At 73.0% G+C, this 24,747-nt stretch carries 22 protein-coding genes and 1 tRNA gene; 12 read left to right on the plus strand and 11 right to left on the minus strand.

The features are described from left to right. The first annotated feature begins 118 nt into the window (after nucleotides 1-118). Nucleotides 119-544, plus strand: a complete 426-nt coding sequence (locus SA2016_RS18420) for a phage holin family protein (protein ID WP_066500981.1) — start codon at nucleotides 119-121, stop codon at nucleotides 542-544. On the opposite strand, the gene SA2016_RS18425 is transcribed toward SA2016_RS18420, so the two are convergent. Beyond that, nucleotides 510-1,931 (minus strand): hypothetical protein, encoded by a 1,422-nt coding sequence (locus SA2016_RS18425; RefSeq protein ID WP_141305541.1) that lies wholly within the window; start codon nucleotides 1,929-1,931, stop codon nucleotides 510-512. The genes SA2016_RS18420 and SA2016_RS18425 overlap by 35 nt on opposite strands. Then, on the minus strand, nucleotides 1,928-2,458 hold the full coding sequence (locus tag SA2016_RS18430) for a hypothetical protein (RefSeq protein WP_066500988.1): 531 nt from the start codon (nucleotides 2,456-2,458) through the stop codon (nucleotides 1,928-1,930). Before SA2016_RS18430 ends, SA2016_RS18425 begins: the two co-directional genes overlap by 4 nt. A gap of 185 nt (nucleotides 2,459-2,643) precedes the next feature. Between SA2016_RS18430 and purB the strand changes: the two genes are divergently transcribed. Continuing rightward, the gene (purB, locus tag SA2016_RS18435; RefSeq protein WP_066500991.1) at nucleotides 2,644-4,095 is read left to right on the plus strand and encodes an adenylosuccinate lyase; all 1,452 of its coding nucleotides are present in this window, start codon (nucleotides 2,644-2,646) and stop codon (nucleotides 4,093-4,095) included. A gap of 63 nt (nucleotides 4,096-4,158) precedes the next feature. Here the strand turns inward: purB and SA2016_RS18440 are convergent, their stop codons facing one another. Then, entirely contained in the window at nucleotides 4,159-5,226 is a 1,068-nt protein-coding gene (locus SA2016_RS18440) for a YihY/virulence factor BrkB family protein (protein WP_066500994.1), read from the minus strand. A gap of 94 nt (nucleotides 5,227-5,320) precedes the next feature. Between SA2016_RS18440 and SA2016_RS18445 the strand changes: the two genes are divergently transcribed. Continuing rightward, nucleotides 5,321-5,394: transfer RNA gene (locus tag SA2016_RS18445), tRNA-Met, on the plus strand. 123 nt (nucleotides 5,395-5,517) lie between these two features. Continuing rightward, nucleotides 5,518-6,087, plus strand: coding sequence for a hypothetical protein (locus SA2016_RS18450; RefSeq protein WP_066500996.1), 570 nt, complete (start codon nucleotides 5,518-5,520; stop codon nucleotides 6,085-6,087). Here the strand turns inward: SA2016_RS18450 and SA2016_RS18455 are convergent. Next, nucleotides 6,084-7,739, minus strand: coding sequence for an FAD-binding dehydrogenase (locus SA2016_RS18455; RefSeq protein WP_066500998.1), 1,656 nt, complete (start codon nucleotides 7,737-7,739; stop codon nucleotides 6,084-6,086). The two genes, SA2016_RS18450 and SA2016_RS18455, sit on opposite strands and share 4 nt — an antisense overlap. 55 nt (nucleotides 7,740-7,794) lie before the next feature. On the opposite strand from SA2016_RS18455, the gene SA2016_RS18460 reads away from it, so the two are divergent. Then, nucleotides 7,795-8,466, plus strand: a complete 672-nt coding sequence (locus SA2016_RS18460; RefSeq protein ID WP_066501001.1) for a methyltransferase domain-containing protein — start codon at nucleotides 7,795-7,797, stop codon at nucleotides 8,464-8,466. Nucleotides 8,467-8,505: 39 nt separating this feature from the next. Here the strand turns inward: SA2016_RS18460 and SA2016_RS18465 are convergent, their stop codons facing one another. Together SA2016_RS18465 and SA2016_RS18470 are read right to left on the minus strand one after the other, a co-directional pair. Further along, entirely contained in the window at nucleotides 8,506-9,924 is a 1,419-nt protein-coding gene (locus tag SA2016_RS18465; RefSeq protein ID WP_066501004.1) for a flavin monoamine oxidase family protein, read from the minus strand. 257 nt (nucleotides 9,925-10,181) lie between these two features. Beyond that, complete coding sequence (locus tag SA2016_RS18470) at nucleotides 10,182-10,877, minus strand: TetR/AcrR family transcriptional regulator (protein WP_066501009.1); 696 nt, start codon at nucleotides 10,875-10,877, stop codon at nucleotides 10,182-10,184. A gap of 342 nt (nucleotides 10,878-11,219) precedes the next feature. On the opposite strand from SA2016_RS18470, the gene SA2016_RS18475 reads away from it, so the two are divergent. The 5 genes from SA2016_RS18475 (at nucleotide 11,220) to SA2016_RS18495 (ending at nucleotide 16,685) form a co-directional block, all read left to right on the plus strand. Next, nucleotides 11,220-12,338, plus strand: coding sequence for a nitrilase-related carbon-nitrogen hydrolase (locus SA2016_RS18475; RefSeq protein WP_084249638.1), 1,119 nt, complete (start codon nucleotides 11,220-11,222; stop codon nucleotides 12,336-12,338). Then, nucleotides 12,335-13,411, plus strand: coding sequence for an agmatine deiminase family protein (locus SA2016_RS18480; RefSeq protein ID WP_066501016.1), 1,077 nt, complete (start codon nucleotides 12,335-12,337; stop codon nucleotides 13,409-13,411). The genes SA2016_RS18475 and SA2016_RS18480 overlap by 4 nt, the downstream gene beginning before the upstream one ends. Before the next feature lie 112 nt (nucleotides 13,412-13,523). Beyond that, entirely contained in the window at nucleotides 13,524-14,903 is a 1,380-nt protein-coding gene (locus SA2016_RS18485) for an APC family permease (protein WP_066501019.1), read from the plus strand. A 91-nt stretch (nucleotides 14,904-14,994) separates the two neighbouring features. Continuing rightward, nucleotides 14,995-16,095 (plus strand): pyridoxal-phosphate-dependent aminotransferase family protein, encoded by a 1,101-nt coding sequence (locus tag SA2016_RS18490; RefSeq protein WP_066501022.1) that lies wholly within the window; start codon nucleotides 14,995-14,997, stop codon nucleotides 16,093-16,095. Between the two features lie 80 nt (nucleotides 16,096-16,175). Continuing rightward, nucleotides 16,176-16,685, plus strand: coding sequence for a GNAT family N-acetyltransferase (locus SA2016_RS18495; RefSeq protein ID WP_066501024.1), 510 nt, complete (start codon nucleotides 16,176-16,178; stop codon nucleotides 16,683-16,685). Nucleotides 16,686-16,841: 156 nt separating this feature from the next. On the opposite strand, the gene SA2016_RS18500 is transcribed toward SA2016_RS18495, so the two are convergent. Further along, the gene (locus SA2016_RS18500; RefSeq protein WP_066501026.1) at nucleotides 16,842-17,507 is read right to left on the minus strand and encodes a GTP cyclohydrolase II; all 666 of its coding nucleotides are present in this window, start codon (nucleotides 17,505-17,507) and stop codon (nucleotides 16,842-16,844) included. Nucleotides 17,508-17,661: 154 nt separating this feature from the next. Between SA2016_RS18500 and SA2016_RS18505 the strand changes: the two genes are divergently transcribed. Next, nucleotides 17,662-18,165, plus strand: coding sequence for a GNAT family N-acetyltransferase (locus SA2016_RS18505; RefSeq protein ID WP_066501028.1), 504 nt, complete (start codon nucleotides 17,662-17,664; stop codon nucleotides 18,163-18,165). Here SA2016_RS18505 and SA2016_RS18510 read toward each other — a convergent pair. The 4 genes from SA2016_RS18510 to SA2016_RS18525 all read right to left on the minus strand — a co-directional run bounded on the left by SA2016_RS18510 (nucleotide 18,155) and on the right by SA2016_RS18525 (nucleotide 22,347). Further along, nucleotides 18,155-19,204, minus strand: coding sequence for an FUSC family protein (locus tag SA2016_RS18510; RefSeq protein WP_066502856.1), 1,050 nt, complete (start codon nucleotides 19,202-19,204; stop codon nucleotides 18,155-18,157). The genes SA2016_RS18505 and SA2016_RS18510 overlap by 11 nt on opposite strands. 121 nt (nucleotides 19,205-19,325) lie before the next feature. After that, on the minus strand, nucleotides 19,326-20,567 hold the full coding sequence (rlmN, locus tag SA2016_RS18515) for a dual-specificity RNA methyltransferase RlmN (protein ID WP_066501030.1): 1,242 nt from the start codon (nucleotides 20,565-20,567) through the stop codon (nucleotides 19,326-19,328). 125 nt (nucleotides 20,568-20,692) lie between these two features. After that, nucleotides 20,693-21,919, minus strand: a complete 1,227-nt coding sequence (locus SA2016_RS18520; RefSeq protein ID WP_066501032.1) for a M20 metallopeptidase family protein — start codon at nucleotides 21,917-21,919, stop codon at nucleotides 20,693-20,695. Next, complete coding sequence (locus SA2016_RS18525; RefSeq protein WP_066501037.1) at nucleotides 21,916-22,347, minus strand: ester cyclase; 432 nt, start codon at nucleotides 22,345-22,347, stop codon at nucleotides 21,916-21,918. The genes SA2016_RS18520 and SA2016_RS18525 overlap by 4 nt, the downstream gene beginning before the upstream one ends. Nucleotides 22,348-22,518: 171 nt before the next feature. Here SA2016_RS18525 and SA2016_RS18530 point away from each other — a divergent pair, with 171 nt between their 5' ends. Then, nucleotides 22,519-24,741, plus strand: coding sequence for an ATP-binding protein (locus SA2016_RS18530; RefSeq protein ID WP_066501038.1), 2,223 nt, complete (start codon nucleotides 22,519-22,521; stop codon nucleotides 24,739-24,741). Nucleotides 24,742-24,747: the final 6 nt, after the last annotated feature.

Below are 24,747 nucleotides of genomic sequence, written 5' to 3' on the forward strand. Positions count from 1 at the left end.
CGGCGGCGGCGTCGGCGCCGTCGTGCTCGTTCAGCGGTGAAGTCATGACCTACAGCCTAACCGCCGCCCCCACACCTGTGCCGCGCTGGCGGGGCCGGCGCTGTGGGAGCATAGGCGCATGATGCGCTTCCTCCTGCACGTCATTGTCAGCGCCCTTGCCCTCTGGGTTGCGGCGTGGATCCTGCCCGGCATGGACATCACCACCACGGCCGCCGCGGGCGCGGCGGCGAACGCGGGCGCCGGCACGGCGAGCAACACCGTGGGGATCGTGCTCGGCTACCTGTTCCTCGGGCTCATCTTCGGGCTCGTGAACGCGGTCGTGAAGCCGATCGTGAGCTTCCTGTCCCTGCCCGTCACCTGCCTCACCCTCGGCCTGTTCGCGCTCGTGATCAATGCCGCGATGCTCGGGCTCACCGCGTGGATCTCGGGCTACACCCCGGTGCACCTCACCCTCGACTCGTTCGTGACGGCGCTACTGGGCGCCATCATCGTCGCCATCGTCTCCGCGGTCACCGGCTGGGCCCTGGGCCTGCGGAAGGACTAGGAGCACCCGCTCCCCCGGCCAGTCGTGGCGTCAGGGGCGTCGTGGTGTCGGTTCCCGTGTACACGAAGCGCTCGCGCCGCGCCGCCGTGGGCGTCGCGCCTCCACCCGCCGCGCGGACCACTCCGGCGCCTACCACGCCCGTCCCGACCACGGTGCCGAGGACCGAGGCGTAGCCGCGGACGGACGGGTCGGTGGACAGGTCGAGCGCACGGGCATCTGCTGCGTACTGCGTGATGTCGTGGGCGCCCACGATCCCTCCGCCGTCTGCGTGCTCCGGCGTCTGCACGTCCACGACGTTGGGGCGAGGGACCGGGAACGACCCCGAGAGGGCAGGGACGATGTCGGCCTCGTTCGAGACGGTGAGCGCCGGGATGTCCTCCGGGATGGGGAACGCCGTGGGGATCCCGCCGAGCAGGGTCACGGCAGCGACGGGGTAGCGGGAGCGGAAGTCCTTGTCCCCGAGGAGTCCGAGGACATGCAGCGAGCCCTGGCTGTGCGCGTTGAAGACCACGGAGTCACCGGCCCTCAGCTCCTGGTCCGCGAGGGCGCGCTCGATCAGCTGGCGCGCGTGGCTGTCCCTGCCGTCCATGCCGTCCAGATTGCCCTCGATGTCGAAGACGCCGCCCTGGGCATCGTCCAGCGCCCACGATTGGGTGCCCGGGACCGTGACCACCACGGCGGTGGATCCGTCGGCCCGGGGGATGCGCTCCACGAGGACCGACGACGGCGGCACGGGCGTCCCGTCCTCGAGCGGCGCCGCGCCCTGCGCCTGCCTCAGGCTCTCCGCTGCGTAGGCGAAGGTGGAGGCATCCCCGCTTCCGGGGGCCACCTCGTGGCGGACGACGCTGATGCGGTCATCGGGCGCACCCACCGGCATCCACGGAGACAGGCCCGGCACGCTGTCGCCCACCGCCGTGGCAACTCCCCGCAAGGCCGCGGCGCCCAGCCTGCCCGGAGGGATCCCGATGAGGTTCCACAGGTAGCCCGACGGCACCAGGCCCGAGACTGCCAGCCGTGCGCCGAGCGGCAGCCCGATGCCTCCGATCGCGGCCCACCCCTCCGCCGCAAGGTAGCCGGCCTTCGCGGCGGCGACGCCGTCCCTCGCGCTGCGGAGGTCGAGCGCCGCGCGCATCGCCTGCCCGACCAGGTCCGCGGCGCGGGCGTCGAAGGCAGCCCCGGTCGCACTGCCGGCGCAGACGCCCCGCCAGGCCGCGGCGCGCGCCGACTCCAGCCGGCCGATCACCGCGTCGGCACAGGAGAGCGCTGCCGTGAGGGAAGCCGCGGCCTCCTGGAGGGCCTCGGTGTTCACCCGGAAGGCCTCGCCGCCCGTGACCGTGAACGTCGACGGATCGCGCGCAGCCGTCCGATCGGACCCGTCCCCGCTCACCGGCACCCCGCCTCCGCACCCGGCGCGGAGGCCGGGTCCGGCAGCCCGCGCGCGAACACCGGGCCAACAGGCGCCGGAAGGCGCAGGGCCGGGCCGCGCGACGGCAGGGGCGCGATGGGACCCGTCCGCCCCTCGACCACCAGCCCCCTCGTCGGAGCCGCACTGGCGAAGGGCACGGGGGCCGCGCCGCGGCAGCCGGCAGCCTCCGACTGCACGGATCCCACGGTCAGCGCGAGGCCGGCCAGCGCCGTGGCGATCGCCGCGAGCTGGGCCGTGAGCGCCGCGGCCGTCCCCTTGAACGCGGACGCGGCCGGCCCGTCCCAGTCGGCGGCGCCGGCGCGGGCCACCGCGGCACGCGCGCCTTCGAGCTCCTCCCCTGCCGCGGCGAGCTGTGCCGCCGCTGCCCGCAGTTCCGCCTCGTCGTGCCCGCACGGCCGGCCCTCTCCCGGCCCTCCCCCGGCCTCCGGCCCGTCGAGCCCCGAGGCCGACCCCCACCCGCTGAAGCCGCTGCCCGACGTCCCGGCCATGGTCCCTCCCCCGCTACCAGCGCTCCTGGCGGAGCCCCATGCCCCGACGCTAGGCGGGCGGGGAGATCCGCGGCGACCGGCCGGGGTCGTATGTGGACAACGCGCCCGGCGCGCACGCGGAGGACCGCCGGGGCGGCCGCAACCGCCTGTCACAGCCTGCAGGGGCCCGGGCCGGGCATGGAAGAATGGAGGCCATGGCTGATTCCCCCTCGCGCATCCCGTCCGGACGTCTCTCCCTGGCCGTGGCCGGCGAGGACGCCGCCAGGCCCATCGCCCTCGGACCGCTCGACGGCCGCTACCGCCCCGCGGTCGCGCCGCTGGTCGACTACCTCTCCGAGGCCGCCCTGAACCGGGACCGTGTGGCCGTCGAGGTCGAATGGCTCATCCACCTCACCAAGAACTCCGTGCTCCCGGGCGCCGGGCCGCTCACGGCCGAGCAGGAGGCCGGGCTCCGGGCTATCGTCACCGAGTTCGACGCCGCCTCCGTCGCCGAGCTGGCCGAGATCGAGGCCGTGACAGTCCACGACGTGAAGGCCGTGGAGTACTACATCGGCCGCCGCCTCGAGGGCCTGGGCATCAAGGACCTGACCCCGATGGTGCACTTCGGCTGCACCTCCGAGGACATCAACAACCTCTCCTACGCCCTCGGGATCAAGGGTGCCGTCGAGGACGTCTGGCTGCCGGCGGCGCGCGCGCTCGTGGAGCAGGTCGCCCAGATGGCGCGGGCCAACCGCGACGTCCCGATGCTCTCGCGCACGCACGGCCAGCCTGCCACGCCCACCACCCTCGGCAAGGAGCTCGCGGTCATCGCCCACCGCCTCACCCGCCAGCTCGACCGCATTGCCCGCACCGAGTACCTCGGCAAGATCAACGGCGCCACCGGCACCTACGCCGCCCACTACGCCTCCGTGCCCGGCGCGGACTGGCAGCAGGTCTCCCAGACGTTCGTCGAGGGCCTCGGCCTCACGTGGAACCCGCTGACCACCCAGATCGAGAGCCACGACTGGCAGGCCGAGCTGTACGCGGACATGGCCCGCTTCAACCGGATCCTGCACAACGTGTGCACGGACATCTGGAGCTACATCTCGATCGGGTACTTCGCCCAGATCCCCGTCGCGGGCGCCACCGGTTCCTCGACCATGCCGCACAAGGTCAACCCGATCCGCTTCGAGAACGCCGAGGCGAACCTCGAGATCTCCTCGGCCCTCCTCGACACGCTCGGCGCGACGCTCGTGACCTCCCGCTGGCAGCGCGACCTGACCGACTCGTCCTCCCAGCGCAACATCGGCGTGGCGTTCGGCCACTCCCTGCTGGCGATCTCGAACGTCGCCAAGGGCCTCGAGCGCCTCGACGTCGCCGAGGACGTCCTCGCCGCGGACCTCGACACGAACTGGGAGGTCCTCGCGGAGGCCATCCAGATGGTCATGCGCGCCGAGGCGATCGCCGGGGTGCCGGGGATGGACAACCCCTACGAGCGGCTCAAGGACCTCACCCGCGGCCACCGCGTGGATGCCGCGCGCATGAAGGAGTTCGTCTCCGGGCTCGGCCTCTCCGCCGATGCCGAGGCCCGCCTGCTCGCCCTCACCCCGGCCACCTACAACGGGGTCGCCGGCCGGCTGGTCGACCACCTCGGCTAGCCTGCCGCGCACGACGGCGCGCCGGCACCTTGCGGTGTCGGCGCGCCGTTCGCGTCTCCCGGCCTACTCCTGCGGGCGGGCGAGCCCCTGCCGCAGCTCGCGCGCCTTGCGGATGTCCTCCTGCGCCACCTTCTGCTTCTTCTCGATCTGCGCGGTGTCCTTCGGCGGCAGCTGGATCGACTCCTCGGCCCCGATCCCCGCCTGAAGCTCGCGGCCGCGCTCCGTCTCGGCGTCGAACTCGGCGCCGAAGAGCAGGGACATGTTCACGAGCCAGAGCCACAGCAGCAGGATGATGACGCTGCCGAGGGCCCCATAGGTCTTGTTGTAGTGGCCGAAGTTGGCCACGTAGAACCCGAAGCCGGCGGTGGTCACCGCGAGCACGACCAGGGCCATGAGCGAGCCGGCAGTCACCCAGCGGAACTTGGGCTGCTTCACGTTCGGGGTGAAGTAGTAGAGCGTCGCGATGAGGACGATCACGAGGGCCAGCAGGACCGGCCACTTGGCGATGTTCCAGACCATGACGGCCACGCCGCCCAGCCCGATCACATTGCCCACGGCCTCCGCGACGGGACCGCTGAGGACCAGCATGGCGGAGACGATCGCCACGAGGATCACCGAGGCGATCGTCACGGCGAGCATGGTGCCGCGGAGCCGGACGAAGCCCCGGCCCTCGCCGACCTCGTAGATGCGGTTCATCGCCCGTCCGAACGCGCCGACGTAGCCGGAGGCGGACCAGAGGGCACCGAGGATGCCGCCGATCAGGGCGAGCCCGGCGGCAGGGCTCTTCACAAGTTCCTCGACGGGCCCGCGGACCGTGTCCGCCGCGGCGCCGGGGGCCACGGACTGGACGATGTCCATCATCCCGTTCACGGTCGTCTCGGCCTGGCCGAAGAGCCCGAGGATCGAGACGAGGGCGAGGAGCGCCGGGAACAGGGAGAGCACCGCGTAGTACGTCAGCGACGCCGCGAGGTCTGGGCAGGCGTCGTTGCTGAACTCGCGGAAGGTCTTCAGGGCGATGTACTTCCAGGAAGGCTTCGTGACGTCGCGGATGCGTTCCGGCTTCACGTCGTCGTCGGGCGCTGGGGCCGAGGACTCCTTCTGCGCGGTCTGGGCAGCGTTCTGGTCGGTCATGCGCGGTACTTACCCAGACCGGGCTGGGGGCAATCGGACCATTCGGCCGCCGATTTCGCCTCCGGCCGCGGCGCGTGTAAAGTAGATCAAGCGCCGCGGGGTGGAGCAGTTCGGTAGCTCGCTGGGCTCATAACCCAGAGGTCGTAGGTTCAAATCCTGCCCCCGCAACTGACGAAGGCCCCCGGTCCACACGGACCGGGGGCCTTCTGCATGCCCGAACCCGCCGAGTCCGTGTACGGGGCGGCCAGCGGGGCCTATCATCAAGGGGACTTCCATCCTCAGGTGGTCGGCATGTCGGACTCCGAAGAACATCGTCCCCCGTCGTGGTGGAGCACCCTCCCCGGCATCCTCACCGGTGTGGCCGCGCTGATCACCGCCCTGGCGGGTCTGTTCTTCGGCCTCGTCCAGCTCAACTCGCAGGGGACGGCCGCCACCACCGTGAAGAGCTCGGCCGCCGCTAATCCGGCGCGCCCAGCCCAAAGCTCCATCCCGGAAACAGCCATCGCCTCGGCACCCCCTGCCGCCGTCCAGGTCACCAACCAGCCCCAGCGTGTCGGTGACCTCGAGTACACCGTGGTGAGCGCGTCGGCCAGGCCCGACGCCGACGGCCTGAGCGCCATCGAGTTCACCGTGCGCTGCTTCAACTACGGCCGGTATGACGCCAACTTCTGGGATGCAGGGTTCCGCGTCGCGGCCGGTTCGGACGTCTACTCACCCACCTCCGGCCTCGACGTGGTCGTCCCGTCGGACTCGAGCACCACGGGAGTGGTCCGGTTCGTCGTCCCTGCCAGCGCGCGGTCTCTCACCCTCACATTCAGATTCCCGGCTGGGGAGAGGTCCGTCCCGGTCTCGCTGTCCTAGGCCCCGGCGGAACGCCCCGCCACGCGGCCGGAGAAGAGGCAGCCGCCCAGGAACGTGCCCTCCAGGGCGTTGTAGCCCATCATCCCGCCGCCCCCGAAGCCGGCCGCCTCCCCCGCGGCGAACAGCCCGGGGACCGGCCGCCCCGACGGGGCCAGGCAGCGGCCGGAGAGGTCGGTCTCGAGGCCGCCGAGGGTCTTGCGCGTGAGGATGTTGAGCCGCACCGCGATCAGCGGGCCGTGCCGGGGATCGAGGATCCGGTGCGGCGCGGCGACCCGGATGAGCCGGTCGCCGAGGTACTTCCGGTGCGCGCGCAGGAAGGTGACCTGGGCGTCCTTGCCGAAGGCGTTCTCGATCTCGGCGTCGCGCGCCTCGAGCACCGCCCGCACGGCCGGCTCGGACACGAGCCCTGGCTCCCCCACCCGGTTCATCCCCTCGACGAGCTCGCCCAGGGTCCGGGCGACCACGAAGTCCTCGCCGTGCTCCTTGAACGCCTCGATCGGAGCCGCCGCGCCCGGCCGCAGGCGTGAGGCCAGGAGCCGGAAGTCCTTGCCGGTCAGGTCCGGGTTCTGCTCGGACCCGGAGAGCGCGAACTCCTTCTCGATGATCGACTGCGTGAGCACGAACCACGAGTAGTCGTACCCCGTGGCCCGCAGGTGCTTGAGCGTCCCTAGGGTGTCGAACCCGGGGAACAGCGGCGCCGGCAGCCTCCTGCCCAGGGCGTCGAGCCACACCGAGGAGGGACCGGGCAGGATCCGGATCCCGTGGTTCTCCCACACCGGATTCCAGTTCCGCAGCCCCTCCGTGTAGTGCCACATGCGGTCGCCGTTGATGACGCGCGCACCGGCCGCCTCGGCGATCGGGAGCATGCGCCCGTCCACGTGGGCCGGCACACCCGCCACCATGGTGCGCGGCGGGGTGCCGAGGCGCTCGGGCCACAGCCTGCGGACCATGTCGTGGTTGCCGCCGACCCCGCCGGAGGCGATCACGATCGCGCCCGCCTCCACCTCGAACTCCCCCACCACGCGCCGGCCGCTCGCCGTCCCGCGCTCGGCGTCCGACGGCGCGAGTCGGGCTCCGCGCACGCCGGTCGCGGCGCCGTCGTGCGTCACCACCTCGTCGACGCGGTGCCGGAACAGGAAGCGGATGCGGGCGGCGTCTGCGTGCGCCCGGGCGCGGCGGACGAACGGCGCGAGGACGCCGGGGCCGGTGCCCCAGACGAGGTGGAAGCGCGGCACGGAGTTGCCGTGGCCGTCCGCGCGCCCGTCGCCGCGCTCGGCCCAGCCCACCACCGGGAAGAAGCGCACGCCCATGCCGTGCAGCCACGCGCGCTTCTCGCCGGCTGCGAAGTCCAGGTAGGCCTCGGCCCAGAGCCGGGGCCAGTAGTCCTCGGGGCGGTCAAACTGGGCGGAGCCGAACCAGTCCTGCCTGGCCAGGGCGAGCGAGTCCCGCACACCCATGCGCCGCTGCTCGGGCGAGCCGACGAGGAAGAGCCCGCCGAGGGACCAGTGCGCCTGCCCGCCGAGCGACTGCGGCGGCTCCTGGTCGAGGACCACGACCTCCCGGCCAGCGTCCGCGGCCTCGACCGCCGCCACGAGTCCCGCGAGCCCGGCCCCCACCACGCACACGTCCGCCTGGACCGTCTGATCTGCCATGGGCCCAGCCTTTCCGCCCATCCCGCGCGCGTCAACGGTGCCGCATACTGGAGCCATGTCCGGCTGCTGCGGGCCCGGCCCCGGGAACACCGACCCGACGAGGTACAGCGCGGTCTTCACCCCGTCCTTCTCCCGCAGCATCACGAGGCGCTACGAGCGGAAGGGCCTGCGCCCCGTCGAACAGCGGATCGTGGACTTCCTGGCGGGCACCGGCATCGAGGGTGCGAGCGTCCTCGAGATCGGGGGCGGCGTGGGCGAGATCCAGCTCGAGCTCCTCAAGCGCGGGGCCGGCCGCACCGAGAACCTCGAGCTCTCCGACGCCTACGAGTCCAACGCCGAGCGGCTCGTCGAACGGGCGGGGCTGGGCGGGCGCGTCTCGCGCCGCCTCGGGGTGGACATCGCGGAGACGCCCGACGCCGTCGGGCCGGCGGACGTCGTCATCCTCCACCGCGTCGTGTGCTGCTACCCCGACTACGTCAAGCTCCTCGGCGCGGCGGCCCGGCACGCGCGGCGCGCGCTCGTGTTCAGCTACCCGCCGCGGAACCTGTTCCACCGTGCCGGATTCACGGCCGTCAACGCCTTCATGCGCGCCACGGGCAAGACGTACCGGGGCTACACCCACGACCCCGCGGCGATGGTCGACGTGGTCCGCCGGCACGGGCTCGACCCGGTGTACGCGCACCGGGGCCTCGCGTGGCACATCACCGGTGCCGTGCGTGCCCGCTGACGCGCGTCAGAGCGGGGCCCGCGTCAGAGCGGGGCCCCGTCAGAGCGCCGGGGACAGCGCCTCGATGGCCTCCTCCGCGGCGCGCCGGCCCATGCGCAGGGCGCCGTCCACGTGCTGGTACCCCTCGGCCGCGAGGTCGGAGCAGGCCCAGTGGATCGGGCCGACCGGCGTGCGCTGGTCCGCGCCGTACCGGGAGAGGCCGCCGAGGTCGAAGCTCGCCGCGTAGGCGCCGCGGGTCCACTCCTCCGAGCCCCAGTCCGACTCGTAGTAGACCTCCGGGGTGAGGGCGTCGTCGCCGAGGTAGTGGGCGATCGAGGCGAGGATCGCGGCCCTGCGCTCCTCGGGCGAGAGGCGGAACACCGCGTCCGCCTTCTCGTCCGAGACGAAGCCCACGAGGGTGCCGCGGGAGTCGCCGTGGTTCGTGTTGTCGTAGACCTCCTGGACGAGCTGGTCCGCGCCGAAGCACGTGCCGGAGAGCTTGGCCTCGCGCCAGAACGGGCGGTCGTAGACGGCGTGGACCTTGATGACCAGGCCCATGGAGAGGTGCTGGTGCAGCTGGTGCTGGCGCCGCGGCAGGGCCGGGACGTAGGAGATGCGGCTGTAGAGCGTGGGCGGGACCGCGAGGATCGCCCGGCGCGCGGTGACCGTGACGCGGCCGGCGGTGCCGCCGTCGGCCGTCGCGGTGACGCTGCCGATCCCGCCCTCGCTCCCCTCCCACTCCAGGGTCCGGACCGGGGCGCCGAGGACCACGGCGTCGCCGAGCTCGGCGGCCATCGCCTCGCTCACGGACTGCATGCCGCCCACCACGCGCCTGTCGAGGATGAAGTCCTCGTCGAGGAGGTTGCTGAACGACCCGGCCGAGGCGGCCATGAGGACTGCCTGCAGGGCCGAGAACGCGTGGGCCGGCTTGGTCAGCATGCCGCCGGCGATGAAGAGGCCCACGAGGTTGCAGGCCTCCTCGTCGGCGGACTGGCCGCGGAGCCAGTGGTGGAAGCTGACCGTGTCGAGCCCGCGCGCCTTCGGGTGGGCCCACGGCTGCTCGGCGCCGAGCTCGGCGGCGAGGGCGTCGAGGATGGCGGTGAGGCGCTCGACCTCGGCGAGGGTGCCCGGGGAGACCGGGAAGTCCGCACCGGCGTAGACCGTGCGGGTGCCGTCCGGGGCGACGTAGACGTTCTCGCCCTCGCGGTAGCGCTGGAAGGTCTCCTTGCCGAGCTCGTCGACGAGGCCCAGGAGCTCGGTCTGGTCGGGGCTGATCCACTGGCCGCCGATCTCGAGGAACGCGCCGTCGATCGTGTCGCTCCAGGTGCGGCCGCCCACGCGGTCGCGGGCCTCGAGGACGACGACGCGCTGGCCCTCCTTCGCGAGGGTCCGGGCGGCCATGAGGCCGGCGGGGCCGGCACCGACGACGACGACATCGGCCTCGCGGGTCCGGGCGGCAGGGGTCTGGGGCTGGGACATGATGGTCTTCCTTCGACAGGAGGGGAATGTGGGGGAGGTTTCAAAATGAATGTAGTTCATTAGAAAGCGGCCCACAACCCCTCCCTCCCTCCCCGACGCGGGGTCACCTCCCACCCGACGCGGGGTCACCTCCCACCCGACGCGGGGTCACCTCCCACCCGACGCGGGGTCACCTCCCACCCGACGCGGGGTCACCTCCCACCCGACGCGGGGTCACCTCCCACCCGATGCGGGGTCACGTCTCGCGAGACGCGGGGTCAGCCGCGTGTGGCGCGCACCGCCGCCAGCGTGCCCCGGAGACCAGCGACGAGTGCGCTGAGCCCCAGGCCGAAGGCGGTGTCAGCCGAGGCGGCACCCCTCGCCGGACGCGCGGAAACAGCAGCCGCGAAGGTGGGCGCGAGCTCAGGGCGATCGCCGACGTCAAAGATCCCCTCCGGGGCCGAAACATCCATGGCAGAACCGAGGACGAACGACTCGACCGCAACGATCACATCGACGACCATGTCCTCGGGCCATCCGCCATCGCGGAGCCCCGCAGCCACGCGCTCGTACATCGCGAGGGTGTGCGGGGCGCCGGCCACCGGGAAGACCGCGATGATCGGGATGAGCGGGGGATGCGGCGCGAAGGCCTCGCGGTACGAGTAGGCCCACCGCGTCAGCGCCAGGTCCCAGGGACCCGCGCCGAAGCCGGAAGTGTCGATCGTCTCGCAGACGTCGTCCTGGACCCAGTTGAGGACCTCGTCCTTGGACTTCACGTGGTTGTAGAGCGCGGACGGCGCGGTCCTGAGCTCGTGGGCAAGGGCTGCCATGGTGAGCCCCTCGTAGCCGACCCGGGCGACGACGGCGAGCGCCGCCGTCGTGATCTTCCCCCGCGAGAGGACAGGGCTCGGGGGACGGCCGCGGCGGCGCGGCGCGGCCTGAGTGGACGCCTCGCGGGAGTCGGGGGATTCCATGCCTCGGAGTCTAGGGGACCGCGAGGAGCCCTTTTCGAGCTCGGGCGGTGAGACCTGACCCCGCGTCGCGCGAGACCTGACCCCGCGTCGCACGAGACGTGACCCCGAGTCGCTGGGGACCCGACCCCGCGTCGCGGGAGACCTGACCCCGCGTCGCACGAGACGTGACCCTGAGTCGCTGGGGACCCGACCCCGCGTCGCGCGAGACGTGACCCCGGGTCGGAGGGAGGGTTGACCGTGGCGCAGGTCACTGCTCTAATAAACGAACGCGATTCATTTAGGCGCTCACCCCGCGCCCCCTCAGGGTCATCTCAGACCCCCCAACTTCCCCGAAGGACTTCCATGCACGAGATCCTTGCCCTGCAGCCCCCGGTGTCGTGGGCCCGCACGGAAACGGACGCTCCGAGGCGCGCTCCCCTGCGCGTCGGCGTCGTCCAGCACCGCTGGCACGAGGACCCCGCGGCGACCGAGGCCGAGCTCGAGGAGGGCATCCGCCGCGCTGCCGCCCGCGGAGCAGCGGTCGTCTTCCTCCCCGAGCTCACGCTCTCCCGCTACCCGGCGGACACGCTGCCCGGCTACACGCCCAGCAGCATCGCCGAGGACCTCGAGACCGGCCGCACGCTCGCGTTCGCCCGCCGCGCCGCCGCCGCCCACGGCATCTGCGTCCACGCCAGCCTGTACCGCAGGGGCGCCGCAGGGGGCCCCCTCGGCTACAACACCGCGATCCTCGTGGCCCCCGACGGCAGGCTCCTCGCCGCCACGGACAAGCTCCACATCCCGGTGACCGAGGGCTACTACGAGGACAGGTTCTTCCGCCCCGGCCCCGAAGCGGGCAGCCCGTACCCCGTCCACTCCCCCGCCGAGCTCGGCGGGGCCCGCCTCGGCCTGCCGACGTGCTGGGACGAATGGTTCCCCGAGCTCGCCCGCGCCTACTCGCTCGCGGGCGCGGAGATCCTCGCCTACCCCACCGCGATCGGCTCCGAGCCCGGTCACCCCGACTTCGACACGGAACCGCTGTGGCGGCAGGTGATCGTGGGCAACGGGATCGCCAACGGCACGTTCATGGTGGTCCCGAACCGCTGGGGCGCCGAGGGCCTCGTGACCTTCTACGGCTCGTCCTTCATCTCGGACCCGTACGGCCGGATCCTGGCCCGCGCCCCGCGCGAGGGCTCGGCCGTGCTCGTCGCGGACCTCGACCTCGACGCGCGCCGCGACTGGCTCACCCTCTTCCCGTTCCTCACCACCCGCCGCCCGGACACCTACGCCGCGCTCACCGCGCCCGTGGACCCCGCGCACCCGTTCGGCACCACCGGCCGGCCCGGCTCGCCCGAGCCAGCACCCCACTCCGGCGGGACGCACGACGGCGGCGACGCACCGGCGTCGTCCGGCTCACCGGCGGTCCGCTCACCGGCGGTCCCCTCGGCAGCAGGAACGCAGCAGCTCGAAGGGGCGCGCGCATGAGCTGGCGGATGCCCGCGGAGACCGACCCGCACGAGCGGCTGTGGATGGCCTGGCCCTCCGGCGGATACACGCTCGGCGAGACGGCCGAGGACGCCCACGAGGCGCGCGCGGCCTGGGCCGCCGTGGCCCACGCCGCGCGCCGCTACGAGCCCGTGACCATGGTGGTCCGGCCCGAGGACCGCGCGATCGCCGAGGCGTACCTCGACCCGCGGGTCGGCCTGCTGGAGGCGGCCCTCGACGACGCCTGGATCCGGGACATGGGCCCGAGCTTCGTCCTCGGCACCCCCACAGGCGGCACCCCCGGAGATGGCGGCCCCGCAGATGGCGGCCCCGCCCGCCTCGGCGCCGTCGACTGGGTGTTCAACGGCTGGGGCCAGCAGGACTGGGCCTCGTGGGAGGACGACGCCCGGATCGGCGGCACGGTCGCCCAGACCGCGGGCGCAGAGCTCGTCCCGAGCAGCCTCGTGAACGAGGGCGGCGGGATCCAGGTCGACGGGCGCGGCACGGTCCTGCTCACCGAGACCGTCCAGCTCGACCCGGGCCGCAACCCGGGCGCCACGAAGGCCCAGGTCGAGGCCGAGCTCGAGCGCACCATCGGCGCACGCCACGCCGTCTGGCTCCCCCGCGGCCTCACGCGGGACTCGGAGCGCTTCGGCACGCGGGGCCACGTGGACCTGGTCGCGGCGATCCCGAGCCCGGGCACCCTCCTGGTCCATGTCCAGCACAGCCCCGAGCACCCGGACCACGAGGTCACGGGCCAGATCCTCGAGGTCCTGCACGCCTCGCGCACCGCGGACGGGACGCCGTGGACCATCATCGAGGTCCCGGCCCCGGCCCAGCTGCACGACGGCGAGGGCTGGGTCGACTACAGCTACATCAACCACGTGGCCGTCAACGGCGGCCTCGTGGCCTGCACCTTCAACGACCCGCACGACGAGAAGGCGCTGCGCATCCTCGCCGACGCCTACCGCGGCCGGCACGTGAGCGCGGTCGACGCGCGGATCATCTTCTCCCGCGGGGGCGGGATCCACTGCATCACCCAGCAGCAGCCGGCCACCCCGGCGCACGCCTGACCACCACGCGCACAGCCTCCACCCGAGGGGTGACTGTCCCCAGCCCGGCCCCGGGCCCCACCCGTCCGCCGCCGTTTGTGACGACGGACACACACGAAGGACAATACTGCTGATGTCCCAGAACTCCTCCACGCTCAAGCGGTCGCTGGGCCTGTGGGCCATCGTCGGCCTCGGCCTCGGGTACATGACCCCGACCACTGTCTTCGACACGTTCGGCATCGTCTCCGGCGAGACCAACGGCGTGGTCCCGCTGGCCTACCTCGTGGCACTCGTCGCGATGGTCTTCACCGCGATCAGCTACGGCCGCATGACCCGCTTCTTCCCCTCGGCCGGCTCGGCCTACACGTACACGTCCGAGACCATGCACCCCAACGTGGGCTTCCTCGTCGGCTGGGCGTCCCTGCTCGACTACCTCCTCCTGCCGCTCGTGAACGCCGTGATCGTGCGCATCTACATGGAGTCCTTCTTCCCGGACGTGCCCTCGTGGATCTGGGTGGTGGCCTACGTGGTCATCATCACCGCGATGAACCTGTGGAGCATGAACTCGACCTCGAAGATCAACGGCATCCTCGTGGTCTTCGAGATCGTGCTGATCGGCGCCTTCGTGGTCCTGGCCTGGAACGCCCTCGCCCACGGCACCGGCACCGGCGCGGTGTTCAGCTCGGCCCCGCTCTTCCACGGCGGCGTGGACGCCTCCGCGGTCATCAGCGGCGCGACCGTGGTGTGCTTCTCCTTCATCGGCTTCGACGCGATCACGATGTACACGGAGGAGGCCAAGGACGCCACCACCGTGCCGAAGGCGATCGTCTTGGCCCTGCTGATCGGCGGGACCATCTTCTTCATCGCCGCCTGGTTCGGCCAGTCGGTGTTCCCCACGCTGGACGGCTTCGACAACACCGACGACACCCTGCCCGAGATGGCGCTCAAGGTCGGCGGCGAGCTGTTCAAGGTCCTCTTCACCTCGGCCGCCTTCGCCGCGACGGTGGCCTCGAGCCTCGCCTCGCACGCCTCGGTGTCCCGCATGATCTACGTGATGGGCCGCAACGGCCGCGGCCCCGTCTCGCGGTTCTTCTCCTTCGTCCACCCGCGGTTCCGCACCCCGTCCTTCGCGGTGCTGTTCGTCGGCGCCGTCTCCCTCCTCGCGATCCCGTTCACGCTCGAGTTCATCTCCTCGATGATCAACTTCGGCGCGCTCATCGCCTTCACGTTCGTGAACCTGACCGTGGTGGTGTTCTTCGTGCTGCGCAAGAAGGAGATCCGCACGCCGAAGGAGATCCTGGTCAACATCGTGCTGCCCGTGGTCGGCATGGTGCTGACCGGCGTCCTGTGGGCGAACCTGCAGATGGACGCGCTGATGTACGGGGCCATCTGGCTCGGGATCGGCGCCGTGTGCCTGCTCGTGATCACCCGCGGCTTCCGCCGCACGGTCAACGTGAGCATGAACGAGGAGGACGCCGTGGAGCTCGAGCACCTCGCCGGCCCCCGCGTCTGACCTCACCTCCTTCCCCGACGCACGACGCCGCCGGGCCGGGTCCGCGACCCGGCCCGGCGACGTCGCGCCTCGCCGTGGGTAGGGTGGGCGCATGAGGGAGATCCTGCCGTTCCGCTACCTGTTCGGACCCGGCCCGGGGAACGCATACCCGGAGGTCATGGCCGCGCTCTCGTTCCCCGTGATCGGGCACCTGGACCCGGCGTTCATCGAGCGGCTGGACCGCGTCTCGGCCGGGCTGCGCGAGGTGTGGGGCACGGCGAACGCGCGCACATGGCCCGTCTCGGCCACCGGCTCGGGCGGCATGGAGGCGGCGTTCGTGAACTTCGTCGAGCCGGGCGACCCGGTGGTCGTGGCGGTCAACGGGCTCTTCGGCGAGCGGATGTGCGAGGTGGCCCGGCGCTGTGGGGCCGAGGTGGTGCGCGTGGACCACGAGTGGGGGCAGCCGGTCGACGCCGAGCGCGTCCTCGCCGCCCACCCGTCGCCGAAGATCATCGCGGCCGTGCACGCCGAGACGTCCACGGGCGTCCGCTCCGACATCGCCGCCCTCGGGGCAGGCAAGGGGGACGCGCTCCTGCTGGCCGACGCCGTGACGTCGATCGGCGGCCTCGAGCTCCTCGCGGACGAGTGGGGCGTCGACATCGGCTACGCGGGCACCCAGAAGTGCCTCGGCGTCCCGCCCGGCCTGTCCCCGTTCACCGTCTCCGAGCGCGCGTTCGAGCGGCGGGTCCGCGAGCCGCGCTCCTGGTACTTCGACATCGGCCTGCTCGGCGGGTACGTCGGCGCCGCCCAGGGCCGCACCCGGACCTACCATCACACCGCGCCGGTGACCATGATCGCCGGGCTCGAGGCCGGGCTCGACCGGATCCTCGCCGAGGGGCTGCCCACCGTGTGGGCCCGCCACGAGGCCGCCGCGGACGCCCTGCGCGAGGGGCTCGAGGACATGGGACTGGAGCTGTTCGCCGCCGAGGGCAGCCGCCTGCCGAGCCTGACCACCGTGCGCGTCCCGGACGGCGTCTCCTCCGCGCGCGTGCGCCGGATCCTCCTCGAGCAGTACTCGATCGAGATCGGTGCCGGGGTGGGCGAGTTCGCCGACACCGTCTGGCGGATCGGGCTCATGGGCCCCAACGCCAACCCTGCCTCGGTGACGCTCGTCCTCGGCGCGCTGGGCGAGGCGATCGGCGCCGTGCGCTGACGCCCGTGGACTGGGCGGCCGGGGACGCCGGGGCGGCTTCGGGGTGGGGCCGAAGGAGCTGGGACCGAAGGAGCTGGGCGGTGCGCCCCGCCGTCCCGGGCGACCTTGCGGCCGTGAATGCCGTGGTCCGCGCCGCGGGGCGCCCCGACTGGGCGGCCGCCGCCCTCGCCCCGCGGCCGGACCGGATCGCCGTCGTGGCGCTGGCAGGCGGGGCACTGGCCGACGGCGAGCTGGCCGGCCCGGCGCAGGCCGACGGCCGGCTGCTCGGCTGCGCCAAGACCCACGTCTACCCCGCGCCGGACGGCGGGGCGCCGGCCGGCCACTACCTCGGCGGCATCGTGGTCCACCCCGCCGCCCGACGCCGCGGAGCCGGGCGCGCGCTCACCGAGGCCCGGCTGGCCTGGATCTGGGAGCGCGCCGACGCCGCCTACTGCATCACGAACGCGCGCAACGCGGCCTCGATCGCGCTGCACGTGGGCCTGGGGTTCCGCCAGGTCGCCTCGGGCGCCTCGTTCCAGGGGGTGACGTTCGACGGCGGCCGCGGCCTCGTGCTCGAGGCGCGGCGGCCGGCGTCGTGCGCCGGACCGTGACCGGCGAACGGGACCGGAATCCGGCGCCGCCCAAGACCGACCTGCTTTCAGCGCCCACGCCGCGTGTCGGGAGGGGACACGCCGCGCATCGGCGCCCGAGGCCGGTGAAAGCCGGTCGGTTTCGGCGGCCAGGGCAGGGCCCGGCCTGGCCAGGGGCTAGGCGGAGTCCACCTCGACGTCGCCGGCCGCGGCGAGGTCAAGGGTGTGGAAGGTGTGGTCGCGCTTGGCCTTGAGGTAGCGGACGTTGCTCGCGGAGAGATGCACCGCGGTGGGCACCTGCTCGGCCACCTGGATTCCGAGCGCCTCGAGCTGGAGGGCCTTGTCCGGGTTGTTGCTCAGGAGCCTGATGCGCGTGGAGCCCAGCGCCTGGAGCATCTGGGCGGCGGCCTCGTAGTCGCGCTCGTCCTCGCCGCGGCCGAGGGCCCGGTTGGCGGCGTAGGTGTCGAGCCCCTGGTCCTGGAGGGCGTAGGCGTCCAGCTTCTCGTACAGCCCGATCCCCCGACCCTCCTGCCGGAGGTAGAGCAGGAACCCGCCGGCCGCGGAGATCCGCTCCACGGCCTCGCGCAGCTGGGGCCCGCAGTCGCACCGCTCGGAGCCGAGCACATCCCCGGTGAGGCATTCGCTGTGGGGCCGCACGAGCGGGGGCTCGCCGCCCTCGCCCGCCCGCTGCAGCGCGCCCTCCCAGTCGCCGAGGCCGAGCAGGAGGTGCTCGCGGCCGTCCACGAGGTCGCGGAACGTGAAGACGTCCGCCGTGACGGCGAACCCGCCGGCTAACCTGAGCGGCACTCGCACCCGCGTGCGCACCTGTGCTCCAGCTGACATGGCCCCTCCATCTTGGCGGGCGCCCGGCGCCCGCCACGCTCTGCTTCTCGTGTACCGGACTTTACCCAGCCGTTCGACATTCCTCACAGCACCGTCATGGAGCCGAAACACACGCCCCGTAGCGTCAGGGCATTCCCTTCATGAAGGAGGCGGCATGCAGACCCACCCCAAGCTGACGATCCGGCTGGTCCCGTGGTCCAACCCCGTGGGACGCGACCTGCGCGCCGCCCAGCAGGCGGAGCTCGACGCCCGCTACGGCCACAACGAGCACGAGGCGGGGGACCCGCCGTCGGCCGCGGACACTGCCGTGTTCCTCGTCGCCTACGAGCGGGCCACGGGCCAGCCGCTGGGCTGCGGCGGCCTGCGGTGGGTCGAGCGCACCACGGCCGAGGTCAAGCGGGTCTATGTGCTCCCCTACGCACGGGGGGCGGGGATCGCGAGCTCGATCCTCGTGGCGCTCGAGGCCGAGGCCTATGCGGCGGGCGTGACGCTCATGCTCGCCGAGGCCGGGTCCGCCCAGCCCGACGGGAAGATGTTCTACGAGGCGTCCGGCTACCGCCGCATCGCGAACTTCGGCCCGTACGCGGACCTGGCGGACTCGGTCTGCTACGCCAAGCCGGTCATGACCCCGGTGCGGGTGCACGCGGTCACGGCGTGACGGGCCGGCTCCGCAACCGCCGCCAGGCACTGGGAGCCAGCACCACGGCCACGCCGACCGCCGCGCCGATCACCGTGTCGATGAAGCGGTCGTGCAGCAGGTCCAGCGGGTCCACGCGCACCACGAGGAGCGTGGACATGAGGGCGAGCGGGGTAACGCACACCTGGGCCAGGAAGTACTGCCGGGCGATGAGCATCTCGGCCCCGAACTGGCAGGCGGCGATGAGCAGGACCATCGCCCACGCCTCGGGACGGAGCGCCACGATCGCGGCGAGCACCGTGAGGCCCACCACCGTGCCGAGGACACGCTGCAGGCCCCGGGCCACGCGGTGCCGGGTCGTGTGGCCCACGAGCGGCACGACAGCGGCGACCATCGCCCAGTAGTTGTGCCCGAACCCGAGCAGCTGCCCCACGATCGTGGCGACCACCCCCGCGACCGCCGCCGCGACCAGGTAGCCGAGCGACTCGAGCCACAGGGCCCGGCGCTCCTCGGCACCGAGCCGCACCCGCCACGCGGCGCGGACCGCGCCCCACGTGAGCGGCGTGCGGTGCGCGGGGTGGACGCGGGACGAGAGGCCGATGAGCAGGCAGAGCACCACCGTCCCGGCGGCCGTGAGCATGGCCGGTCCGAGCGGGGGCTGATGCGGGACCGAGGCGATCGCCGCGTAGGCGAAGATGTGGAACAGCGAACCGGCCGGCCGCAGTCTCCAGTAGCCCACCACCACGGTGCACGCCGAGGCCACGATGGTGGTGCCGGCCACGATGGTCCACGGGCTCACGAGGTCGCCGGGGCTCAGCCGGGCGGTGAGCGTGGCCGCGAGGATCACGGCCAGCATGAGCAGGCCCGCGCGGACCTGCGCCACGATCCGCGCCCGGTGCGGCTCGTTGCGCCCGTAGATCCCGGCGAACGCGCCGAAGCTCGCGAAGATCGCCAGATCGAGCCGGCCCAGCACCACGAGGGCGATGAGCGGGATGAACAGCCCTGCCGCGACCCGGAGCGCCGCCTGGTGGTCCTGACGCGCCGGCCCGATGCTGAACAGCAGCTGGTGCACGAACTCCCGCAGCCGGGAGCCGGCGACGGCGAGGGGCCCACCCGGGTGCGTGACGGCGTCGTGCGCCGGGGAACTCGGGCCGGTGCTGCGCCCTTCGCTCACCGGGCCCCTACTCCGCGGCAGCAAGCTGGCCGCACGCGCCGTCGATCTCCTTGCCGCGCGTGTCGCGCAGGGTCGTGGGGACGCCCGCGGCGCGGAGGGTCTCGATGAACTCCTCCTGCACGTGGCGCTCGGAGGAGGTCCAGATCGAACCGGGGGTCGGGTTGAGCGGGATGGGGTTCACGTGGACCCAGCCGCGGCCGCGCTGGTTGAGCTTCTTGGCCAGGAGCGCCGCGCGCCAGGCGTGGTCGTTCATGTCCTTGATGAGCGCGTACTCGATGCTCACGCGGCGGCCGGTCTTGACGTAGTAGTCGTGCGCGGCGTCGAGGGCCTCGTCGACCTTCCAGCGGTTGTTGACGGGGATGAGCTCGTCGCGGAGCTCGTCGTCGGGCGCGTGGAGGGAGAGGGCGAAGGTGACGGGCAGGTCCTCGTCGGCGAGCTTGCGGATCGCCGGGACGAGCCCCACCGTCGAGACGGTGATGTTGCGGGCGCTCATGCCCAGGCCCATCGGGACCGGGTCCACGAAGCGGTGCACGGCAGCCATGACGCGCTTGTAGTTGGCCAGCGGCTCGCCCATGCCCATGAAGACGATGTTGGTGACGCGCTCGTCGTCGTGCTCCTTCACGCCCAGCTCGCCGGCCGCGATGAGCCGGTTGGCGGCCACGACCTGGTCCACGATCTCTGCGGTGGACATGTTGCGGGTCAGGCCGGCCTGGCCCGTGGCGCAGAACGGGCAGTTCATGCCGCAACCGGCCTGGCTCGACACGCACAGGGTGATGCGGCCCGGGTAGCGCATGAGGACGGACTCGACGAGGGCGCCGTCGAAGAGGCGCCAGAGGAACTTGATGGTGTTGCCGTCGTCCGTCTTGAGGCGGCGGACCTCGGTCAGCAGCGGCGGGAACAGCTCCCCGACGAGCTCCTCGCGGCCGGCCTTGGGCAGGTCGCTCATGGCCGCGGGATCCGTGGTCCAGTGCTGGAAGTAGTGGGTGGAGAGCTGCTTGGCGCGGAACGCGGGCAGGCCCAGCTCCTTGACCTTGGCCTGGCGGTCCTCGAGGCTCAGGTCCGCGAAGTGCTGCGGGGGCTGCTTGACGCGGGGGGAGGCGAACTGGAGCAGCGGGCGGCCCTCGGCGGTGCGCTGCTGCTCCCAGCCCTCGGCCGTGGGCAGCACCTGGGGGCGCTCCTGGGCGCGCAATGGTGCAGTCCTGGCGGCGGGCTGGCTTTCCGGGTTCGTGGGTCGCGTCGGGGAAGTCATCCTTTCCATCATCCCACGTCCGTTTGTTCATCCTCCAGCCGCCCCACTATGATTCCGCTCTCCCTCGCCGCCCGCTCGCAGACGCACGCCGGCGCGTCCCCCACCCGCGCGGTTCGCCCGCCCGTTCACAGATCCACCAGGCGGAGCAGCGCCCTGCAGAGGATGCGGGCTGTCCCGAGGACAGCGCGCTCATCGATGTCGAACCGGGGATGGTGGTGCGCGGCATGTCCCGGGCCCCCGCACCCGACTCCGAGGAAGAGCCCAGGCACCCTCTGGGAGAATTCCGCGAAGTCGTCGCTCGCGGTCTGCGGCGGGATCTCGACGATCTCCGCGAGAGCGTCCTGTTCGATCACCGCCCGCACTGCAGAGGCCAGCCGCGGGCTGTTGGCCAGGACCGGCGCATGCCCCGTCCATTCCACGCGCGCCCGGCAGCCGAGGGCCCCGGCAACCCCGGAGAAGATCTCACCGACCCGCCGCACAGCGCGCGCCCCCGCCGCCGGGTCTTCCCAGCGCACGTTCCCGAGGAGGGCCACGTCTTCCGGCGCCGCGTTCGCGGCGTCTCCGCCATGCACCGAGCCGATCCCGACCACGAGCAGCTCCCCGGCAGGCGTCTCGCGGGCCACGAGGGCCTGGAGCACGGCCGTGATGTGGGCCGAGGCGAGGACGGCGTCGGCGTACTGGCCGGGAGTGCCTGCGTGGCCGGCTCCCCCCGAGACGGTTGCGCGGAAGAAGTCAGCACCGGACAGGACGGGACCGGGGTTGATGGCCACGGTCCCGTACGGCAGCGCGGCCAGGACGTGCGCGGTAAGGGCGGCGTCAACGCCGTCGAGCACGCCGTCGGCGAGCATGGCAGCGGCCCCGGCGAGGAGCTCCTCGGCGGGCTGGAAGCAAAACCTCACCGAGCCGGGGAGGGCGTCCCGGTGAGCAGCCAGGACAGTCGCGACGCCGAGCAGCGCGGCCAGGTGCGCATCGTGGCCGCAGAGGTGGGCGGCCGACCCGTCTGCGGCGAACTCCGATCCCGGCGCCTCGCGGACCGGGAGGGCGTCCAGCTCTGCCCGGACCAGGATGCGCGGGCCTGATGGAGCCCCCTCGAGGTCCCCGACGACGCCGGTGCGGCCGACCCCGGTCCTCACCGACAGCCCGAGGTCGCCGAGGAGCCGAGCGACCTCGGCGGCCGTACGGTGCTCTTCGAACCCGAGCTCGGGGTGCGCGTGGAAGTCCCGCCGCAGACGCACGAGCTGCGGCTCGAGCTCCACGAGCCGGCGGTCCGCCTCCGCTGCCAGGGCGGCCGCCGCGGGAGCGGACGGCATGGCCACTGTGGAGCTCGCCGATCTGACGGGTGCGGCGCTCACGGTGCCGCCCCCTCGGGGGCCGGCAGGAGTCCGAGCTGCGCGAGCATGGCGAGCTGGTCGACGACGTGCCAGTGCTCGGCGAGACGGTCCCCGGCGACGCGGTAGATGTCGATGCCGGCGATGTCGAAGGCCTTGCCGGTGGCGGGGACGCCGAGGAACGTTCCGACGTGGGTCCCCCGATGGCGCCAGCGGACGACGATGCGATCGCCCTCGGCGATGACGTCCTCGACCGTGAAATGCGGCTCGAGCGCGGAGACGAGTGCCGACACGCGGTCGTGGAGCCCCTCCCGGCCGTCTCCCTGGCCGGGAAGCGGATCGTTCTCGAGGTAGTCGGGGGCGGCGATCTCGTCGATGACCTCGAGGTGCCGGCCGTTGAGCACCTCGTCGTAGAAGCGGGCCACGAGCCTGCGGGATGTCTCGGTGGACATGGCATCCTCCTTGGTGGGTTGGGCGATGCCCTCAGGGTCCCTCGCGCCGGTCGCGGTCGCCATGACGGGTACCCACCGAGTAGCCCACCGAGTCGGCGCCCCGGGGTCGGGTGATCAGGCTCCCGCGATACCCGGGACGGCCCTACCCTTGGCGTAGGGAGAAGGTGGCGCATGGGAGCGGACCTCGAGCTCGCCCGCGAGCTCCGCCGGTTGCGTCTGGCCGCCGGGCTCACGCAGGAGGGCCTCGCCGAGCGCGCGGGCATCAGCGTCCGGGCCGTGAGCGATGCGGAGCGCGGCCTGCGCACCCGGCTGTATCCCGGCACCGCCACCCGGATCGCCGCCGCCCTCGGCCTCGACGGGACCGCGCGCAACGGCTTCGCAGCCCTGGCCCGAGGCCGCTCCGCGCCGGCCAGCGAGCTCGCCCCGCTCCCGGCGCCGCGAACCCCGCTGCTCGGACGGGTCGAAGCTCTGGCCGGCATCGTCTCCCTCCGGCCGGAGCCCTCGACCAGGCTGGTGACCCTCATCGGGACGGGAGGGGTGGGCAAGACGCGGCTGGCGCTTGCAGCGGCCAGCGAGTGCGCGCCGTCGTTCGACGACGGCGTAGCGTTCGTGCAGCTCGCCAGCTGCCACGACGCGAAGTCCGCCGGGCTCGCGATCGCGACGGCCGTGGGGGCGAACACCTCGCGGAAGACGGTCGTGGACATGGTCTGTGCGGCGATCGGCGCGCGCAGGATGCTCCTCGTGTGCGACACGTGCGAGCAGGTGCCGGACGCGGTGCCGCTGATCGGCGAACTGCTCGCGCGGTGCCCCGCGGCCACGGTCCTCGCCACGAGCCGAGCGCCGCTCCGGCTCGGCGCCGAGCGCCTCGTCCCGGTGGAGCCGCTCGGGCCGGCCCCCGCCCGCGAGCTGTTCGCCGAGCGCGCGGCCGCCGCTCGGCCGGCCCTGGATCTCGCCGGCTCAGAGCCGCTCGTGGATGAGATCTGCGCGCGGGTGCAGCGCGTCCCGCTCGCCATCGAGCTCGCCGCGGCGCGCGTGGCGCACCTCGGCCTCGCTGATCTGCGCGACCGTCTGGACAGCCAGCTGTCCGTCCTCACAGGTGGCCTCGTTGACGACGACGCCCGGCACCGCACGATCGAGGCCACGGTCGAATGGAGCTACGGCCTGCTCGGGGCACGCGCCCAGACGGCGATGGCCGAGCTCGCCGTCTTCGACGGCTGGACACTGGCGGCCCCCGGCCAGGTGCTCGGCACCGATCCGGTGCCCCTCGTGAGCGACCTCGTCGACCACAGCCTCGTGGGCGCGCCCGAGCCGACGGCCGAGCACGGGCGGTACCGGATGCTCGACGTCGTCCGCGAGTTCGCTGCGGCCGCGCTCGCAGCATCCGGCCACGAGGACGCCGTGCGGGACCGTCACGGCGCCTGGTTCCTCGACGCCGCCGGAGCCGCCTCCTCCGCCATGCGGCACGCGGACCAGCACCGTGTCCACCGGGAGATTGCCGCCGACCTCGGCAACCTGAGGCTCGCGTTCGACAGGCTCCGGAGCCTGGGCCGGGGCGGCGACGCGCTGCGCCTCGCGACCTCGCTCTGGATGTTCTGGCTGTGGCACGGCGGCTTCTCGGAAGGCCGCGCCTGGCTCCGCTCGGCCTTGGCGAGCCCCGGGGACGCCAGTCCGTCCCTCGCCGCCACAGCGCGGTGGGGCGCCAGCTGGCTCGCCTACCACCAGGGCGACGTGGCCGAGGCCCGGATCCACGCCGACGCCCTCGCGGCCCTCGCCGAGGCAAGCGGAGCGATCGGCGAACGCCGCAACGCGCTCACGCTGCACGGCATGATCGCCCTCGCGGACCGGCGTCTCGACCGCGCCAGCGGCCTGCTCACCGAGGCACTCGACGCCGCCCGGGAGCTCGCGGCCCCCTGGATCCTCGCCGTCTCCACGCTCAATGACGGCGCCGGCCTCACGCACATCGGCCGGCTGGACGAGGCCTCGCACCGGTTCGCCGAAGCCCGGGACCGGTTCGCCGAGCTGGGCGACGACACCTACCGGGCCCGGGCCCTGCGCCACCTCGCCGCAGTCCGGCTCCTGGCCGGCAGCCCGGCCGCCGCGCGGGAAGACCTCGAGGAGAGCCTCGCGATCGTCAAGGCAGCTGATGACCGGTGGGGCTTCGCCGAGACGGCCGAAGTCCTCGCCCACGCCGCTGCAGCCGCCGGCGACGCGGGGCGCGCCGGCGCGCTCGAGGCGAGGGCCGCCGTCGTGCGTCACTCCCTCGGCGTGGTCCCGCACCCCTTCGACGCGATCCTCGCGGACCGGCATCTGGGCCCGCTGCGCGGAACCGAGGCGTTCAGGCGGGGCTGGGCCGAGGAGGCTCAGGGCGCTGATCCGTCCTGGGCGCTGCAGTGAGGAGAC

The sequence above is a fragment of the Sinomonas atrocyanea genome, from assembly GCF_001577305.1.
GTDB lineage: Bacteria > Actinomycetota > Actinomycetes > Actinomycetales > Micrococcaceae > Sinomonas > Sinomonas atrocyanea.

Bases quoted from the DNA above. Each gene is read 5' to 3' on its own strand.
- SA2016_RS18475 (WP_084249638.1), top strand. From the start codon at position 11,220: ATGCACGAGATCCTTGCCCTGCAGCCCCCGGTGTCGTGGGCCCGCACG.
- SA2016_RS18490 (WP_066501022.1), top strand. From the start codon at position 14,995: ATGAGGGAGATCCTGCCGTTCCGCTACCTGTTCGGACCCGGCCCGGGG.
- SA2016_RS18460 (WP_066501001.1), top strand. From the start codon at position 7,795: ATGTCCGGCTGCTGCGGGCCCGGCCCCGGGAACACCGACCCGACGAGG.
- SA2016_RS18480 (WP_066501016.1), top strand. From the start codon at position 12,335: ATGAGCTGGCGGATGCCCGCGGAGACCGACCCGCACGAGCGGCTGTGG.
- SA2016_RS18465 (WP_066501004.1), bottom strand. From the start codon at position 9,924: ATGTCCCAGCCCCAGACCCCTGCCGCCCGGACCCGCGAGGCCGATGTC.
- SA2016_RS18430 (WP_066500988.1), bottom strand. From the start codon at position 2,458: ATGGCCGGGACGTCGGGCAGCGGCTTCAGCGGGTGGGGGTCGGCCTCG.
- SA2016_RS18470 (WP_066501009.1), bottom strand. From the start codon at position 10,877: ATGGAATCCCCCGACTCCCGCGAGGCGTCCACTCAGGCCGCGCCGCGC.
- rlmN (WP_066501030.1), bottom strand. From the start codon at position 20,567: ATGACTTCCCCGACGCGACCCACGAACCCGGAAAGCCAGCCCGCCGCC.
- SA2016_RS18525 (WP_066501037.1), bottom strand. From the start codon at position 22,347: ATGTCCACCGAGACATCCCGCAGGCTCGTGGCCCGCTTCTACGACGAG.
- purB (WP_066500991.1), top strand. From the start codon at position 2,644: ATGGAGGCCATGGCTGATTCCCCCTCGCGCATCCCGTCCGGACGTCTC.
- SA2016_RS18440 (WP_066500994.1), bottom strand. From the start codon at position 5,226: ATGACCGACCAGAACGCTGCCCAGACCGCGCAGAAGGAGTCCTCGGCC.
- SA2016_RS18485 (WP_066501019.1), top strand. From the start codon at position 13,524: ATGTCCCAGAACTCCTCCACGCTCAAGCGGTCGCTGGGCCTGTGGGCC.
- SA2016_RS18450 (WP_066500996.1), top strand. From the start codon at position 5,518: ATGTCGGACTCCGAAGAACATCGTCCCCCGTCGTGGTGGAGCACCCTC.
- SA2016_RS18455 (WP_066500998.1), bottom strand. From the start codon at position 7,739: ATGGCAGATCAGACGGTCCAGGCGGACGTGTGCGTGGTGGGGGCCGGG.
- SA2016_RS18500 (WP_066501026.1), bottom strand. From the start codon at position 17,507: ATGTCAGCTGGAGCACAGGTGCGCACGCGGGTGCGAGTGCCGCTCAGG.
- SA2016_RS18530 (WP_066501038.1), top strand. From the start codon at position 22,519: ATGGGAGCGGACCTCGAGCTCGCCCGCGAGCTCCGCCGGTTGCGTCTG.
- SA2016_RS18420 (WP_066500981.1), top strand. From the start codon at position 119: ATGATGCGCTTCCTCCTGCACGTCATTGTCAGCGCCCTTGCCCTCTGG.
- SA2016_RS18505 (WP_066501028.1), top strand. From the start codon at position 17,662: ATGCAGACCCACCCCAAGCTGACGATCCGGCTGGTCCCGTGGTCCAAC.